The following is a 15,357-nucleotide window of genomic DNA, read 5'->3' on the forward strand; positions in this document are numbered from 1 at the left end:
GGATTTTATTCTTGTAATTTTCGCCAGTGCTTATTTTGCCTAATCTATTATAAACCCATATTACTTATTTTTTGCACTGGACAAATAGTAATGCCAAAGCATCATAGTAGCTATAGTACGGTAAGGCTTCCAGCTTTCACTAATACTTATTATTTCTTCTCTTGTAACAGAAGATTCAAGCTTCTTTAAACGTTTTAATGCATTTACAGCTGCCAGATCACCAATAGGAAAAAGGTCTGTGCGCTGCAATACAAACATGAGGTAAACATCTATTGTCCAATTCCCGATACCTTTGAGCTTAATAAGCCTATCCCGTATTTCTTCATTTGTTATTTTTTCAAGCTCATGCAGCCTCACCTCATCATTTATAAGTGCCTTGGCCAATCCTCTAATGTAAGCGGATTTCTGCCGGCTTACAAAGCAGGCTTTCATTTCCTCATCGGTAAGTGTAAGAATCTTTTCAGGAGAAATATCTATAAGCTTTTCTTTCAGTTTATTTAAAGCAGCCAATGCTGATGCTAAAGAAACCTGCTGTTCTAAAATGATATGAACAAAAGTTTCAAAACTATTATCCCTTGTCCACATTGGCGGATAGCCATATGCATCCACAACCTCTTTCAAATGATTATCATTATTGGCCAGCTCGTCACATATTATCCGGAAGTTTTCAGAAGTAAAAGTCGAAGATATATTCATTGTACATTTATTAATCGAAAAGAGAAGGTATCGTGTATTTATTTTCCAGATTTAATAAAATAGTTTTATTGGCAATACCTCCGGCAAAACCAACCATACTGCCGGAAGCTCCAATTATTCTGTGACAAGGAACAATGATAGAAATAGGATTTTTATTTAATGCTCCACCCACAGCTCTCACTGCTTTGATGTCTCCTAATATTTTTGCCAGCTCACCATAGGTAGCAGTAGTACCAAAAGGGACATCCAATAAAGCTTTCCATACTTTTTTCTGAAATTCGGTACCCGAAAAATCAAGTGGGATATCAAAAACAGTTCTGCTCTTTGCAAAATATTCTGTTAATTGTTGCTCAGTTTTCAAAAGTATAGGATTTTGGTCATCTCTTTCCGGAGCAGATAGTTTTGTCCGTTTATAGCCCTCCCCTTCCCATAATATAGCTGCAAGGCCCATATCTGAAGCGATAAGCCTGATCACCCCAAGTGGTGAAAGCATATCCTTATATACTAATTTCTGATTGTCTTCCATTATTATGATTTACTCATGAATTCAGCTCTATCTTCTCATACTGTATATACAATAAATTCAAAATATTCAGCCTGATCCAAATTTATTAAACTTTTTGCAGTTACTAAAATGGCTTCCTTTTTGCTTATCTTCCACAGCCTCAACAGCATTTTTATTGTACTAAATAACGCAACCTTTTTCAATTACCAGCATCTTATTTAGAAACAGTAACAATCCTGTATAGAACACCAACCAAATATTTAGATATGATACCAAAAGGACAAAATATTTTTAAAATACTCGCTTTTCTGATTGTTTATAATATACTGAAAGTGTGTCATAAGATATTTAATCTTCATCCTGATGCATGTGAATAAATTATCGTAAATCTTAATGAATTCTATATTCCTCCTCAGCAATACTTTTATTAATATGGCATATAAAATCACTGATAACCAGGCCTGACAGTCATAAACAAAATAAATCCTATCAAAAAAGTATAATTTTATTTCTATGATGCATTTTTATTTCAAAAAAAGAAATATATTTGCACCATAATTATCAAGAACTTCAAAAGAAGTAGCAACCTGCAACAACAAGCAAGGTGCTGAAATAGATAAGCCGATATTTCGGAAAAAATGTTGTATTCTATTTTCATTTTGTTGAGTTCTTGTGTTAAATAAAACACATTAATGAAATATCAAAAAAGAAATTTCCGATTAATTATTCCGTTTACCGAGTTAATACTTTTAGGCGCTTTTATAGCACCCTATTATTCTTGTATTTTCCTCACACCAGTTACGTTGCTTTTAGGCACAATTACTATTCTCCGATTGATTAAAACAAAAGGAATGATGCACAGTATGTACTGTTGCTGTTAAATACAAAGCTAAAAATCATTCTTACAGGAAATCTATCTTGTTTCTTATGATGAAGGGCTAATAGACCTGTTGGCTTTCATCGCTATTAATTATCAATCCAAAACAGCTCTGAAATATCGGGAGCTCTTAATCATTATCAACCTTATGAAACGACTATTACATAAAACTATTATTACTTCATTAACCTCTGTATCGGCCATTTACTTTGCGCAAGACAGTTTACAAAAGGCCAAAACATTAAACGAAGTTGTCCTTCTGGGAACCCGGAGCTCCAGCCGTACAATTGTAAACTCTCCGGTACCAGTAGATATCATCGAACTGTCTAAAACTTTGAAAGAAGTACCGCAAAATTCGATATCTAGCACACTTAATTTTATTGTTCCTTCATTTACTTCTACCTCTCATACTGTAAATGATGGAACTGACTTTGTAGATCCTGCACAAATTCGTGGATTGGGACCAGATCAGGTTCTGGTTCTCCTTAACGGAAAAAGAAGACATCAGTCGTCTTTGGTCAATGTAACCCTAACACCCGGAAGAGGATCTGTAGGCACCGATCTTAACGCAATTCCTGCTTTTGCTTTGGAAAGAATTGAAGTCCTGAGGGATGGTGCTTCCGCTCAATACGGTTCCGACGCAATAGCTGGTGTAATAAACCTCGAACTGAAAAAACGCTTAGGCTTCTCGGGGCAGGTATATCTTGGTGGGTATGCATCTTCTGTTACCAATAATCATACCGGCGGCGTGGATGGTGAAAATATAGGCTTAGACCTTAATTACGGTACCAAAATTGGTAAGAAAGGCTTTATCAATTTTACATCATCATTGCAATACCGCGATCCTTATTCAAGAGCCGGGGAGCAACAAGCAGATCTTTTTAATGGATACAATGCTATATCCTATCGCGCTGCACAGGAAAATATCAATATAGACGGTCTTTACAAAAACATCAACAATACACCGAATACAAACCAGATTGTTAATTACATCCATCAATACAGCAATAAAGTCGATTATTTCTCTACAAGAGAAAAACAAGCCATTCAGAATGCCAGCAGTATATCTGCACTTCAACAGTTATTATCTAAAGATTACACTACTCAGGAGCTCGCTTATCGTGGCCTTGAAAGAAGCGATTTTAATATGAGAATCGGACAATCCCGATTGAAAAGCGCCCAGCTCTATTTCAATACAGAAGTTCCAATCAGTGATCAATGGAAAGCATTTTCCTTTGGTGGCTATAGCCTGAGAAATGGAAACGCAGGAGGTTTCTATCGCTTTCCAAACAATCCGAGAGCAGTTACAAGCCTCTACCCTAATGGTTTTTTACCTCAGATAGAATCTACTATTTATGACTATTCTCTTGCTGCAGGTGTTAAAGGTAAATGGAATGACTGGAATATTAATCTGAGTAATACTTTTGGTCAAAACAATTTTAAATTTGGAGTTGCCAATACTCTTAATGCTTCTCTACTGCAAAATTCACCAACATATTTTGAAGCAGGAAGTCTTGGCTTTCTTCAAAATACATTAAATCTGGACTTCCAGAAAAAATTTGATGTGTTAAAAGGATTAAACTTAGCCTTCGGTGGGGAGTATCGGCACGAGAAATACAGCATCACTCCGGGAAAAGCAAATTCATATCAACAATATGATATATTCGGAAACCCGGTTACTGAAAAAACAGCAGCAAAAGATATTCCTACAGATTTCTTTGGTAATGCACGCCCCGGCGGTGCACAGGTATTTCCGGGATATCGTCCTGAAAATGAAGTTTCCAAGGGAAGAAATAGTGTAGCAGCTTATCTGGATGCTGAATTGGAGGCAACAGACTGGCTTTTCCTGGAAGGGGCGCTTCGCTATGAAAACTATACAGACTTTGGCTCGACATTCAATTACAAACTAGCTTCTAATATACGGATATCTCCAACGTTCAACTGGCGCCTTGCTGGATCTACAGGATTCCGGGCTCCTTCGCTGGCTCAGTTATATTACAGTTCTACTTCCACTCTTATCAATGGTGGAAAAACGACTCAGGTAGGAACCTTCCGCAATGATTCCGACGCTGCGAGACAGCTAGGAATTCCCCAGCTGAAACAGGAAACCTCTAAGTCTGTAAGTACCGGATTTAACTGGAAAATACCTTCTATAAACCTTTTATTTACGGTGGATGCCTACTTCACCCGAATTGATAATCGTGTAGTTCTGACAGATTTATTCACAAGACCTCAGGGTAATTTTGCTGACGGAACTCCGGAGAGAAATTTACAGCAGATATTCGATTCCGTAGGGGCTGAAGCCGCAAACTTTTTTGCTAATGCCATCGATACAGAGACTAAGGGAATAGACATAACAGTATCTCAGCGTTCCCGATTTGCACCCGGAATCTCTTTAGAAAATAATCTGGGTATTAATCTTAATCAAACCAGAAAAGTAGGTGCTATTAAAGCATCCGAACAGCTACAGAGCCAGATAAATAGCTATTTTTCTGAAGAAAACAGAGTATATTTTGAAGAAGCTGTTCCCCGTTTCAAAGCTATTCTTGGCCATAATTTAAAAGTCAACAGGTTCAATTTCTATGTACGAAATGCTTACTTTGGGAAGGTTACCGATGCCAATATTGTAGATGCAAACCTGGATGGAGTAACAGAACCTAATGAGCACGTAATATTGGGGGGTAAACTTGTGACAGACCTATCTGCCGGGTATCAATTCAGCAAAAACGTTTTGTTAACAGTAGGTGCCAATAATATTTTCAATGTACAGCCTACACAAAATCCCAACATCAACAGTCTTACTGCCGGAAATCAGTTTCTTACTTCCAGACAGGTTTCTCAGTTTGGTATTGGCGGGCGTTATCTATTTGCCCGTATCAATTTTGACTTTTAGTAAGCATAAAGCCATATGCGGAACTCAATCTAAACAGGTATTAATAAAAAACATCAAAGGTTTTAAAACCTTTGATGTTATATACTTCTCAAGACATAAACTTACAGTTTTACTGACCAGGTTGCTATAAAGCCCGGCATATATTCTTCTATGAGAAACCTTGAAACCGGAGCAGAAGATTCATGAAAGCCTTTAATTAGAAATCCGGATTGTAACTGCCCTCCTATTAACTGGGACAGGCTATGTCCAAAAGTTAAAGCCTCATTCTTTTCTTTCTTAGCTTGCAGAGCCTCATCATCAATATCCTTTAAATCTGAAAAAGGAATTTTATAACGAGGCTTTATAATTCCCTGATGTCTGTATTCCAGATTACGATCAGCAACAAACAAAACCGGATTATAGAAACTACTGAGTAATTTTCCTCCGGGCTTCAGTACGCGGAAACATTCATCCCATACAGGTTGTACATCCGGAATATACAGATTGGATATCGGATGAAAAATACAATCAAATGTTTCATCTTCAAATACACTCAGATTTCGCATATCACCTTGTATAATTTCCAAATCAAGATGATCACGCTCTGCAACCAAACGATCTTTTTCTAATTGATTTTCAGAAATATCAAAAACTGTAACTTTAGCCCCGGCTGCAGCAAGAACTGGTGCCTGTTGTCCTCCGGCAGAAGCCAGACACAAAATCTTCATGCCCTTTACATCATCCAGCCAGCCTTTGGGTAATCGGTCATGGGTTAAATGTACTTCCCACTCCCCATAACGGGCTGCATTAATAATTTCCGAACTTACAGGTCTCGACCATTCACAATCCAGATTGGATAAGTGATCCCATACTTGCTGATTATATTCTTTACCTGATTGATTCTTTTTATAATCTGTCATTATGCTTTACGATTAAAATTGAACTTAATTATTTATAATAATGCAAAGCTTAGCTATATGAAATAAACATTTATCAGAGATAACTGCTGAAAGTGAATTATAATACGAGAATACTTCAGAATTGGTATAAACTGATCCCACATCTGCTCACAAAATATTGCTCTTCTAAAAATCTGAGGTTATAAACCCGGAGATAAAAAGATATCCATGAAACGAATACCACAATTACTATATATCTAAGCCATGCTTCTGTTAAACATTCTGGTTAACAGTAAACTTTCTTCTTAACTCTAGTCAATTGGGATTAAATTAGCATGTCTTTATGGGTCTTTTTTAGTATTAAGATTCTTTTTAGGTGTATTTCCGGGAGGCAAGAAACCTTCTTTATGCCAGATTTACACTGCAATATTAGGAATAATTTTCAACATAGCCCCTCTACACTACTATTTTAAGGAAGTTCTCTTTTTTAATATTAAAATCAATAATTACAGTTCATACATAAGCATAATACGTTATAATTTGCACTATAAACGGTTATAGAGATTATGACCAGTTAACCTTCAATGAAAAAATAATTAATACATTTTCATACATAATACATTACAACAACTATATTAAACAATACATAAAGTAAAAAATAAATATATAATTCAAAAAAAAATAATTATTAATGAAAATTTAATTATATTCACCTCACAATACAATCAAATACAAACAATATGAAAAAATTAAATTATCCATTGGCATTTTCTTTTGCCTTTCTAGCTTTGTCTGCCAATTTGAAAGCACAGGATACCAATACTGATAATCATACTATTGGAATTACTATCCCGGAAGTAGCATTACTGGATATAGAACCTTCCGCAAGCAAAAATTTAACACTGGCTTTTACAGCACCTACCGAAGCCGGTCAGCCACTTGTTGCACCAAGTCCGAATACCACTTTATGGCTCAATTATTCATCAGTAAAATCCATTGCTGATCCTACCCGAAATGTTACGGTAAAACTGACCGCAGTAGTTCCCGGGGTTGATATTAAAGTGACAGCTGCAGCTGCATCAGGTTCTGGCGGTGGTACACGTGGTACTCCTTCTGCTCAGCTTATATTAAGTGCTACAGACCAGACAATTATTTCCGGAATAGGCAGTGCCTATACAGGTGATGGGGTTAATAACGGACACAACCTTACTTATGCTATAAACTACGGTAGTACAGCGGGATCAGTAGCATCTTATGGAGATTTGGAAGCGAAAGCATCTGTAGTAGCTACTGTAACCTATACAATTTCCGACAACTAGCAGCCAAAAACTCAGTTGCACTACTAAGAAGAAATAGCTCTAGCGGTTTCTTCTAAAATTTTCATGTCTTTATATACCTTAATATTCTTTTTATGCAAAAGCGTATCTTATTTACTATTGCCTTTATCCTGCAGTTAGGATATATGCAGGCTGGACTTGTCATTCTCAACGGACTTAGCCATACTTATAAAGTAGAAAATGGACAAATCTACAAGGGAAAGATTGCAATAGAAAATACAGGTAATACGACTCAGAATGTAAAAATATTTCCACAGGACTTTAGTTACAAATCCGATGGAACCATTACCTATAGTACTGTACACACCAACAGCAAGACCAATGCAGATTGGATAAAACTCAACACCAATACAGTAGCCCTAAAGGCCAAAGAAAAAACGGATGTCTATTATGAAATTCTGATCCCGAACAACATAGAACGTCCCGGCAGTTATTGGAGTGTTCTTATTGTGGAACCTATAGACGATATAAAACCCAGTGATGCTAAAGTGGGCGTAAATATTACATCTGTTGTACGCTATGCTATTCAGATTATTACGGATTACAAAACAGAAAATATAAAACCAGAGCTTAAATTTGAAGGTGTAAAAGTAGATAAAAAAGCAGATAAGCGTTTTTTAAATATTGCTATTGCCAACAATGGCGCTTTATACTGCAAGCTGGCAACCTCTGTTGATATATACAGTAAAAAGAGCGGACAAAAAACGGGTAATTTTTCCAGCCTTCCCATGGGATTACTACCAGATACTTCCAAAACATTTTATATAGATATCAGTAAGCTGCCACCCGATAAATATAATGCTGCAATTATAGCAACGGATGAGGATGAAAATGCTTTCGCCCTCAATGTAGAACTAGAAATTAAGAATGATTAAAAAAACACTGTTATATCTTCTCATTCTATTTCCGGCACTTCTATTTTCACAAAAACAAACTCAGGAATTTATTCATAAGAAAGATAGTCTGTTGCCGGGAACGGCCACCTCTGTATCTTTTCCTATAGAAAATAATACTTCTGTACATAAGATTTATAATATTGGAATTGAATCCTCTACTCCTTATATCACCCCCATTACCACTAAGGATAATCTGAGTGTTGATGCCGGTGAAAAATCACTGTATCTGGTATCTTTGAGGATTGCTTCCGAGATACCAAAAGGAGTTTACACCCTTACGATACGTGGTACCGACAAAAACAATCCCGACAATAATGAATTCGTCAAAACTTTGGAGATTGTAATCTCTGAACAACGAAAGTTCTCTCTTACCAGCTTAAATACTCCCGAATTTATAAAAGCCGGAGAAAAGGTTACCTCTACATTTCTTTTGAAAAATAACGGAAATGTTACTGAAAATTTAACTCTCACCTGCTCACAGAATACGACAATGGACATAGATCCCAAGTTGACTTTACAACCGGGGGAAAGTAAAATTGTCTCTGTAAGTAAAACTACTGATCCCAAACTTGGAAAAAATGAATATCTGAACCTTAACTTATCTGCACGATCAGCTAACGCACAGAACCTCACAGCCTATTCTACAACAAGGATTATATCGGTAAATCCCGTGGAAGATGACATCTATTACCGGTTTCCGGTATCTGCTTCAGTATCCTTTATCGGCATGCGCAACAGAGGAGTTTACAATAATGGATTTCAGGGAGAAATCTACGGAAAAGGCAGTCTGAGTAAAGAAAACAAAGATATACTCGAATTCCGTGCTGTAACGGCTAACCCTGTAGAGTTTAGTGCATTTACTCAGTATGAGGAATATTTTATTAATTATAAAAATGATCATCTTTTCTTTCATATCGGCGACAAAACTTACTCCTCATCTTTTCTGACGGAATTTGCACGTTACGGCCGTGGTGCAGAGCTTCGTTATGATTTTAAAAACATTTCAATAGGTGGATTTTACAATCATCCCAGATTTTTCCGCGATATTAAAGATGAGTTTAATATTTATACCAAATTCAGATTCAGAAAAACAGCAGAATTGACTGCCGGCTACCTTTATAAAACACCACAAAAAGACAACACGGAACCAGGTATGGGTAGTCTGGCTCTGGATTCTAACACTCACCTTCCCTATCTTACAGGAAAACTAACTGTTTTGAAAAACATCGAATTACAGGGAGAGCTCGCCTACAGTAAAAACAATATTACCGAAGGGACAGGTTACCTGATACAGGCACAGGCTAACTATGCGAAAGTAAGCGGGAATATAATGTACATGAGAGCCAGCCCTAAATTTGCAGGATATTTTAACAACACCAGTAACATAAATGGAAATCTGCAATACAGATTTTCGAATAAATTCAATGTATTTGCCAGCTATATACAGGATGCTAAAAACTTTCAGCGGGACACTTTATTAATGGCCGCTCCTTATCGTAAATTTTTCCAGTACGGCCTGAATTACCGATATATGAAAACCGGAAATATTATGTTTTATAATGGCTTTCAGAAATATGAAGATCGTTTGCCACAGAAGCAATTTAACTACAACGAAAGGTTCTTTAAAATCAGCATAGACCAGCAGATAGGAATCTTTCAGCTGAATCTGGAGGGACAATTCGGCAAAACCGATAATTATCTTACAGGCTTTAGCGGTAATTCCAGTTTCTATACAGCAAATGTCAGTTTTGAAAAATTCAAGACTTCTTTTAATCTATTCGGAAGCTATGGATTAACTTCCCGTTATCTTCTAAAGAACCAGAGACAAATTTATTACGGAGCCCGAATCACCAGCAGGTTTACAGATAATAATTATCTAAGTTTATTTTATCAGAACAATTATATCCCGGAGGAGTACTTTAAAGACCGAAATTTATTCGAAGTTCTCTTTCATCAGCGTCTTTTCCGCAACCACGATCTGGATATCTCCGGACGCTACGCCCTGCAGCGCGGAGAGCTTGGGAATAAAGATTTTATATTCTCCCTGCGCTATACACTCCGAATGAATATTCCTATTCAGAAGATCGCTGAACATACAACGTTAACAGGACACATCAGCAACCTGGGTGTAAAAAAAACCGATGGTATACGGCTTATGCTGGGAACTCATTTATCAGTAACGGATAAAGATGGAAATTTCAGCTTTAAAAATATTGTTCCTGGAGATTATTTCCTTGAAATAGACCGCTCCACAACGGATATGGATAATATATCCGATATTAATCTTCCGGCTGCAGTAAGTCTGACAAACAAAGAAAATATATTCAACTTTGGATTAACCGGAGCCTCAAGCATTCGAGGGCATGTACGGCTAAACGAAATCGATAAAGACAGCCAGCCTGTATCAGAATCTTCAAAACCAGAGAAAAAAGGAGAAAGTATTATTATAGAAGCATCCAGCGGAGATCTAGTTTACCGGAAAATGTTTGCTATAGGAGAAGATTTTAGCTTCACCTATCTGCGTCCCGGAGAATGGACTGTAAAACTATACAGAAACGGACTGAATAAACGCTACAAAATAGCTTCAGACAATTTCAGATTTACGCTAAAAGCTTCAGAAACTAAAGAAGTTAATATTAATATCACCAAACAGCAAACTGAGGTCAGATATCAACAGGAAGCCATAAAGGTAGAATATAACGAAACGAAAAAAACAAAATGAAAGTCATCCGTTGCTCATTCATCATCATTGCCATAATTATGTCTGACCATGTTTTCTCTCAAACGACAGGAAGCAAGGGAGCAATTGTTACACTTCCGGTTGTTACCTTAATGGACATAGAGCCAGCCGGCAACATTACACTTAGTTTTGTTCCACCCACAGAGGCTGGAAGGCCTATTGTAAGTCCGGCGGCTAATACCTCTAAATGGATTAACTATACTTCTGCCATTGCAGCAGGCGGCCTCAGTAGAAGAATAACAGCTTCTGTAAACCAGACTATCGCTGGTGTCGATATAAAGCTGCAAGCCGGTGCTGCGGCTGGTGCAGGTGGAGGTACAATGGGAACATCTTCTGGTCTGGTAACCCTTACTACTACACCTGTTACTATTATCAGTGGCATTGGTGGGGCTTATACAGGTAACGGAACCAACAACGGGCATCAACTTACATTATCACTGGTTATTAATACTTACTCCAACCTTATAACGCAAAGCAATACACCGGTAGTTATTACTTATACCATTACTGAATAAAATTTTGAAAATGAGATTACACCCACAACCTATATTCCTCCGCACAGCTTTCTTTAGATATTTTCTGATCTTTATTTTAGTACTTGGTGCAAATAATGGAAAAGCACAAACCATGGTCATCAGCGGCAGTGACTGGACAGTCAATATTCCGCCTATTACTGAAGCTGGAACCAATTATGCCGGAACCTACGAAAGTCAAGCCAGTCAGATTCAGCTTACTATTGGTGTTCCTTTATTACTGGGAACAGGTAAGATTTCTGTACGTTATGTCCCAAACCCTACATGGAACAATGCACTGTCTTTAGCTGCCAAACGCACAGATGACGGAACAACACTTTGCGTATTGTGCAGCATTACCGGCGGAAAGGATAACTATGTTCCCCTTACCCAAACCGATATTGAACTATTCCGCATTACAGCTGTACTGGCGCTGGCAGCTTATAATAATATCGGAATACAACTAAGGCTAAGCGGTGTATCGGTTACTGTTCCGGCAGCAAATTATCAGGCACGGGTAATATTTACAGTAGGACCTCCTTAATAATAGAGTAAATACTCTATATGCAATTCCAAAAGTGCAGAATATCCCGTAACATTCCTATTTTAGTATATACTATTCAAGGTAGATTGCAGAAACAATATTTTTAAACGAATAATTATTCCCAGTTATGAAATTCAGGACTTTTTTCGAAACTTTTGCCAATAAAGCCACAAGTTTTACAGGCAGTTCATCGGCCTTTACAATAGCGTTGGCCATTGTTATCGTCTGGCTTCTGAGCGGGCCATTTTTTAACTACTCAGAAACCTGGCAGCTGATTATCAATACCGGAACAACCATTATAACCTTTTTAATGGTTTTCCTGATTCAGAAGTCACAAAATAAAGACAGTAAAGCAATTCAACTGAAACTAAATGAACTGATTGCGGCAAGTAAGAACGCCAGCAACCGAATGGTAGATATTGAAGACCTTACAGAAAAAGAACTCGACCAGCTGCACCAGTATTTTGTGACATTAGCACAAATGACCAAAAACGAGATTAATATCCATCAGTCTCATTCTATAGATGCTGCAAACAAAAACCATATTAAAAAGCAGCATAGTTAATTATTATTTTATTTTTAATTACTTTTTGGAAAAGAAAATACTAATTAATGCTTGTTTTAAATTCAGACTTTATAACAGAAGAGTTTGGTGATCGATTCGCTTATAATTTAAATGTCAATTTTCAGACAAAAACAACAATTATTGACTTTGGAAGGTATATTACTGAAGATTCTGTACCAAACAAAAAAATGATATTCAGAAATATTATCTGGCAGGAATTTTCAGAGTTTGATTTTTCCAACATTTTCAATACAATTGAAATAGATCGCAGTTTTGCAGTTTTTTACAAAAAGAAAAAGAAATATTTTGAGAATATGGAGAAATACATACCTGAAAAGGTATTGGTAGAATTAATGACCAAAGATCTTTATTTCTATTCTTTTGTACAAACCAAAGGACTTAATTGTTTTGTTGTTACGGAGCGTGAATTAGAGATTCAGATTCTGTAATAACTAAGTAGAATTTTTATAATCTTTGGCTGTAGAAAAAAAATATTATTCTCAGCCATTCCAAAATTTAACATTCCCTTAATATACAGGAAGTTAAAACGATGTAATTTTATAGTAGAAAGTGAATATAGTATTGTAACCAAATACATTAACACGATGAAAACTATTGTACATTTCTTCCAAAGACTATTCTTTCGCCTGTTTTTAACACAGTTCAGTTCGTTTTATTCACCGCTGAAGTTTCACAAAAGCTAAACGGCTGAATGAGAGGAATGCAGATGTTGTTATTAAACCACCCCGAATAGATGTTATTGACAAAGGAAGCCTTTGGCAAAGATTTTATATGGGGAGTATCTACTGCAGCGTATCAAATAGAAGGTGCACATAATCTGGATGGTAAAGGCCCATCTGTATGGGATAAATTTGTACAGAAAAGAAATAAAATATTCCGCAATCATACAGGCGATATCGCATGTGACCATTACAACCGCTATATAGACGATCTGTATCTCATGCACAGCATGAACATTTGCAATTACAGATTTTCCGTTTCATGGAGCCGTATTCTGCCAGAAGGTACAGGTCGGATCAATCAGGCCGGAATTGATTTTTACAACAGGCTCATCGATCTTTCTCTGGAACTTGGAATTACACCCTGGATTACTTTATACCATTGGGATTTGCCTCATAACCTCGAAGCAAAAGGCGGCTGGACCAACAGGGATGTTAAAGACTGGTTTGGTGACTATGTTGCCATTTGCGTAAAAAATTTTGGTGACCGTGTAAAAAACTGGATGGTACTAAATGAGCCTACAGTATTTAGCGCTGCAGGTTATTTCTTTGGGGTGCACGCCCCCGGCAGAAAAAGTATTGAAGGTTTTCTTGCTGCTGCACATCATGCAACTCTGGCACAAGCCCACGGAGCAAGAGTTATAAAAGCATTACAGCCTGAAAGCAACGTAGGCACTACTTTTTCCTGTTCACATGTAGAACCGTATACAAACCGGGAAAAAGACATTAAGGCTGCTAAAAAAGCAGATCTCTTGCTTAACCGATTATTTATAGAGCCTTTATTGGGTATGGGATATCCGGTGAATGAAATCAAGACCCTGAGAAGGATAGAAAAATACATCAAACAAAATGATGAGCAGGATCTGAAATTCGATATGGATTTTATTGGTATACAGAATTATACCCGCGAGATTATCCGCTATGCTATGTTCGTTCCATTTCTGCAGGCAAAAATTGTAAATGCCAAGGACAGAAATGTAGAAATGACAGCTATGGAATGGGAAGTGTATCCGGAATCCATCTATCATATTCTGAAGAAATTTCAGGCTTACGAAAATATACCGCCTTTAATTATTACTGAAAACGGAGCTGCTTTTCCGGATACATTACAAAATAATCAGGTGCACGATCCTAAAAGGCTGCAGTACATGCAAAATATTTTACAGCAGGTACTGCGTGCAAAACAGGAAGGCGTGAATGTAAACGGCTATTTTGTATGGACCTTCCTAGATAATTTTGAATGGGCAGAAGGTTACCATCCCAGATTTGGATTGGTGCATGTAGACTTCCAGACCCAGCAGCGCACTGTAAAAGCATCGGGGCACTGGTATGCCGATTTTATTAAATAACAGGGACTCTATACTATCTTATATCGAGCTTTTCCAAAGGAAAAAACAGATTATACGGGCTATATGATATAACGAAATCTAAGTTGAAAAAGGCTAATCAATTTCGTGTTATTCCTTCTTTAAAATTCCTTTCTCTACACCGTCGTTAATAAGTCCTTCAGCATATTCCCATATATTTTCAGAACCCTCTTTAATCGCAACTTTTTTAGCATATACTTTGGTATAATTCACTCCCGGTGTATTCCAGGTACCTCCATTATTAGAAGTATTTTGCAGCAGAGGTTCCAATCGGTCCATTGCTCTGGCAAATTTTGCTTCGGCTGTTTCACCAGCTTCAAATTCTTCCCATATTGCTATCAGTTCCTTTGCCTGTTCATCGGGTAATATTCCAAATATACGCTGAGCCGCCAATCTTTCTTCATCCGTATTGCTGTGATTCTTTTGTGTGTCGTAGATAAAGGTATCACCTGCGTCTATTTCTACAACATCATGAATCAGAACCATTTTGATAACTTTCAGTATATCTACCGGTTCATTAGCATGTTCAGCCAATACTACAGCCATCATGGCCAGATGCCAGCTATGTTCGGCATCATTCTCATTACGATCGCTATTGAACAGTTTTGTTCTGCGCTGAATGTATTTGAGCTTGTCAATTTCTTTGATAAAGTCTATTTGTTTGAGCAGTGTATCCGGAAGCATATCTAAATGGATTAGTTTCTATTCTATAATTACACAAAGATAGTTGATCTGATTATTTCAAACCTGCTCTACATGGATGAAAGATGAGCAAATAGAAGTTTTTGCTTATATTCACTTTTTATT

The 15,357-nt window shown here is 37.0% G+C and carries 13 protein-coding genes and 1 riboswitch; of the genes, 9 read left to right on the forward strand and 4 right to left on the reverse strand.

Translation table 11 applies throughout. The features are described 5' to 3' along the window. Positions 1 to 60: 60 nt before the first annotated feature. Positions 61 to 696: a DNA-3-methyladenine glycosylase family protein gene (locus ATE49_RS19215; RefSeq protein ID WP_065083425.1), complete on the reverse strand. Its 636-nt coding sequence runs from the start codon at positions 694 to 696 to the stop codon at positions 61 to 63. Between the two features lie 10 nt (positions 697 to 706). After that, positions 707 to 1,222, reverse strand: coding sequence for a methylated-DNA--[protein]-cysteine S-methyltransferase (locus ATE49_RS19220; RefSeq protein ID WP_065083426.1), 516 nt, complete (start codon positions 1,220 to 1,222; stop codon positions 707 to 709). Between the two features lie 532 nt (positions 1,223 to 1,754). Then, a riboswitch (SAM-I-IV-variant riboswitch) is annotated at positions 1,755 to 1,850 on the forward strand. A 376-nt stretch (positions 1,851 to 2,226) separates the two neighbouring features. Here ATE49_RS19220 and ATE49_RS19225 point away from each other — a divergent pair. After that, positions 2,227 to 4,971: a TonB-dependent receptor plug domain-containing protein gene (locus ATE49_RS19225; RefSeq protein ID WP_065083427.1), complete on the forward strand. Its 2,745-nt coding sequence runs from the start codon at positions 2,227 to 2,229 to the stop codon at positions 4,969 to 4,971. Between the two features lie 101 nt (positions 4,972 to 5,072). Here ATE49_RS19225 and ATE49_RS19230 read toward each other — a convergent pair whose 3' ends face one another. Further along, positions 5,073 to 5,870 (reverse strand): class I SAM-dependent methyltransferase, encoded by a 798-nt coding sequence (locus ATE49_RS19230; protein WP_065083428.1) that lies wholly within the window; start codon positions 5,868 to 5,870, stop codon positions 5,073 to 5,075. Positions 5,871 to 6,589: 719 nt separating this feature from the next. Here ATE49_RS19230 and ATE49_RS19235 point away from each other — a divergent pair. The 8 genes from ATE49_RS19235 to ATE49_RS19270 all read left to right on the forward strand — a co-directional run bounded on the left by ATE49_RS19235 (position 6,590) and on the right by ATE49_RS19270 (position 14,532). Then, positions 6,590 to 7,168 carry a hypothetical protein gene (locus ATE49_RS19235; RefSeq protein WP_045184681.1) on the forward strand — a complete coding sequence of 193 codons (579 nt, stop codon included), beginning with the start codon at positions 6,590 to 6,592 and terminating at the stop codon, positions 7,166 to 7,168. 92 nt (positions 7,169 to 7,260) lie between these two features. After that, positions 7,261 to 8,061, forward strand: a complete 801-nt coding sequence (locus ATE49_RS19240) for a WxL protein host-binding domain-containing protein (protein ID WP_065083429.1) — start codon at positions 7,261 to 7,263, stop codon at positions 8,059 to 8,061. Next, entirely contained in the window at positions 8,054 to 10,804 is a 2,751-nt protein-coding gene (locus ATE49_RS19245) for a COG1361 family protein (protein ID WP_065083430.1), read from the forward strand. Before ATE49_RS19240 ends, ATE49_RS19245 begins: the two co-directional genes overlap by 8 nt. Beyond that, positions 10,801 to 11,337 (forward strand): hypothetical protein, encoded by a 537-nt coding sequence (locus ATE49_RS19250; protein WP_045184673.1) that lies wholly within the window; start codon positions 10,801 to 10,803, stop codon positions 11,335 to 11,337. Before ATE49_RS19245 ends, ATE49_RS19250 begins: the two co-directional genes overlap by 4 nt. Before the next feature lie 10 nt (positions 11,338 to 11,347). Next, on the forward strand, positions 11,348 to 11,878 hold the full coding sequence (locus tag ATE49_RS19255; protein WP_233174430.1) for a hypothetical protein: 531 nt from the start codon (positions 11,348 to 11,350) through the stop codon (positions 11,876 to 11,878). A gap of 127 nt (positions 11,879 to 12,005) precedes the next feature. After that, positions 12,006 to 12,443 carry a low affinity iron permease family protein gene (locus ATE49_RS19260; RefSeq protein WP_065083431.1) on the forward strand — a complete coding sequence of 146 codons (438 nt, stop codon included), beginning with the start codon at positions 12,006 to 12,008 and terminating at the stop codon, positions 12,441 to 12,443. Positions 12,444 to 12,490: 47 nt separating this feature from the next. Then, a complete protein-coding gene (locus ATE49_RS19265; RefSeq protein WP_065083432.1) occupies positions 12,491 to 12,892 on the forward strand; it encodes a hypothetical protein in 402 nt (133 codons plus the stop codon). Positions 12,893 to 13,197: 305 nt separating this feature from the next. Next, positions 13,198 to 14,532, forward strand: coding sequence for a GH1 family beta-glucosidase (locus ATE49_RS19270; protein ID WP_065083433.1), 1,335 nt, complete (start codon positions 13,198 to 13,200; stop codon positions 14,530 to 14,532). A 108-nt stretch (positions 14,533 to 14,640) separates the two neighbouring features. Here ATE49_RS19270 and ATE49_RS19275 read toward each other — a convergent pair whose 3' ends face one another. After that, positions 14,641 to 15,234, reverse strand: coding sequence for an HD domain-containing protein (locus ATE49_RS19275; RefSeq protein WP_065083434.1), 594 nt, complete (start codon positions 15,232 to 15,234; stop codon positions 14,641 to 14,643). Between the last annotated feature and the right edge of the window lie 123 nt (positions 15,235 to 15,357).

This window comes from Elizabethkingia miricola, from assembly GCF_001675285.1.
Taxonomy (GTDB): domain Bacteria; phylum Bacteroidota; class Bacteroidia; order Flavobacteriales; family Weeksellaceae; genus Elizabethkingia; species Elizabethkingia miricola.

What these genes read in the sequence shown, in the direction of transcription:
- ATE49_RS19270 (WP_065083433.1), top strand. Translation starts at nt 13,198, where the DNA reads ATGTTATTGACAAAGGAAGCCTTTGGCAAAGATTTTATATGGGGAGTA.
- ATE49_RS19220 (WP_065083426.1), bottom strand. Translation starts at nt 1,222, where the DNA reads ATGGAAGACAATCAGAAATTAGTATATAAGGATATGCTTTCACCACTT.
- ATE49_RS19235 (WP_045184681.1), top strand. Translation starts at nt 6,590, where the DNA reads ATGAAAAAATTAAATTATCCATTGGCATTTTCTTTTGCCTTTCTAGCT.
- ATE49_RS19225 (WP_065083427.1), top strand. Translation starts at nt 2,227, where the DNA reads ATGAAACGACTATTACATAAAACTATTATTACTTCATTAACCTCTGTA.
- ATE49_RS19230 (WP_065083428.1), bottom strand. Translation starts at nt 5,870, where the DNA reads ATGACAGATTATAAAAAGAATCAATCAGGTAAAGAATATAATCAGCAA.
- ATE49_RS19265 (WP_065083432.1), top strand. Translation starts at nt 12,491, where the DNA reads ATGCTTGTTTTAAATTCAGACTTTATAACAGAAGAGTTTGGTGATCGA.
- ATE49_RS19260 (WP_065083431.1), top strand. Translation starts at nt 12,006, where the DNA reads ATGAAATTCAGGACTTTTTTCGAAACTTTTGCCAATAAAGCCACAAGT.
- ATE49_RS19215 (WP_065083425.1), bottom strand. Translation starts at nt 696, where the DNA reads ATGAATATATCTTCGACTTTTACTTCTGAAAACTTCCGGATAATATGT.
- ATE49_RS19250 (WP_045184673.1), top strand. Translation starts at nt 10,801, where the DNA reads ATGAAAGTCATCCGTTGCTCATTCATCATCATTGCCATAATTATGTCT.
- ATE49_RS19255 (WP_233174430.1), top strand. Translation starts at nt 11,348, where the DNA reads ATGAGATTACACCCACAACCTATATTCCTCCGCACAGCTTTCTTTAGA.
- ATE49_RS19240 (WP_065083429.1), top strand. Translation starts at nt 7,261, where the DNA reads ATGCAAAAGCGTATCTTATTTACTATTGCCTTTATCCTGCAGTTAGGA.
- ATE49_RS19275 (WP_065083434.1), bottom strand. Translation starts at nt 15,234, where the DNA reads ATGCTTCCGGATACACTGCTCAAACAAATAGACTTTATCAAAGAAATT.
- ATE49_RS19245 (WP_065083430.1), top strand. Translation starts at nt 8,054, where the DNA reads ATGATTAAAAAAACACTGTTATATCTTCTCATTCTATTTCCGGCACTT.